At 71.6% G+C, this 1,425-nt stretch carries 1 protein-coding gene; it reads right to left on the reverse strand.

The features are described from left to right. On the reverse strand, nucleotides 1-1,425 hold a 1,425-nt coding region (locus OSB71_RS24110; protein ID WP_323055343.1), incomplete at both ends, for a type I polyketide synthase.

Genomic DNA, 1,425 nt, shown 5'->3' on the forward strand with positions numbered 1-1,425 from the left:
AAGCCGAAGCCTCCGGAGCCTCAACGGCTTCGGCGTCCCCCTCCTCCACGATCACGTGCGCGTTCGTCCCGCTGATCCCGAACGAGGACACACCCGCCCGGCGCGGACGCTCACCCGCAGGCCACTCCCGCGCCCGGGTCAGCAACTCCACCGCACCCGAAGCCCACTCCACCTTCGACGACGGCTCGTCCACGTGCAGCGTGCGCGGCAGCGTCCCGTGCCGCATCGCCAGCACCATCTTGATCACACCCGCCACACCAGCCGCAGCCTGCGTGTGCCCCAGGTTCGACTTCACCGAGCCCAGCCACAACGGCTCATCCGACCCACGCTCCTGGCCGTAGGTCGCCAGGACCGCCTGCGCCTCGATCGGGTCACCCAGCGTCGTCCCCGTACCGTGCGCCTCCACCGCGTCCACGTCGGACGCCGACAACCCGGCACTGGCCAGCGCCTCCCGGATCACCCGCTGCTGCGAGGGGCCGTTGGGCGCGGTGAGCCCGTTGGAGGCGCCGTCCTGGTTGACGGCCGTGCCCCGGACGACCGCGAACACCCGGTGCCCGTTGCGCCGCGCGTCCGACAGCCGCTCCACCACCAGCACGCCCACGCCCTCGGACCAGCCGGTCCCGTCGGCGGCGTCGGAGAAGGACTTGCACCGCCCGTCGAACGAGAGGCCGCCCTGGCGGGAGAACTCGGCGAAGGTGGTGGGGGTGGCCATGACGGTCACGCCGCCGGCCAGCGCCATCGTGCACTCACCGCCACGCAGCGCCTGGATCGCCCAGTGCAGCGCCACCAGCGACGACGAACACGCCGTGTCCACCGTCACCGCCGGACCCTCCAGACCCAGCGCGTACGACACCCGGCCCGACACCACACTGCCCGCGTTGCCGGTACCCAGGAACCCCTCGGCGTCCTCGGCATCCGCCAACCGGGTGACGTAGTCGTGGTACATGAGCCCGGCGTAGACGCCGGTGCGCGAGCCCTTGAGCGTGGTGGGGTCGATGCCCGCGTGCTCGATCGCCTCCCAGGAGCTCTCCAGCAGGAGCCGCTGCTGCGGGTCCATCGCCAGGGCCTCGCGCGGGGAGATGCCGAAGAACGCCGGGTCGAAGGCGGCGGCGTCGTGCAGGAAACCACCCTGCGTCGCGGACGCGGACACGTCCCATCCGCGGTCGGTGGGGAAGGGCCCGATGGCGTCGTTGCTGTGGGTGATGAGGTGCCAGAGGTCGTCGGGGTTGGTGATGCCGCCGGGGTAGCGGCAGGCCATGCCGATGATGGCGATGGGTTCGTCGTCGGTGGGCCCGGTGGTGGTGGTGTTGGTGGTGGGTGGGGTGGTGGTGTCGGGGTGGAGTTGTTGGTGGAGGTGGTGGGCGAGTTGGGTGGTGGTGGGGTGGTCGAAGACGAGGGTGGCGGGGAGGTGGAGGCCGGTCAGGG

The organism is Streptomyces marinisediminis (assembly GCF_026262575.1).
Classification (GTDB): Bacteria; Actinomycetota; Actinomycetes; order Streptomycetales; family Streptomycetaceae; genus Streptomyces; species Streptomyces marinisediminis.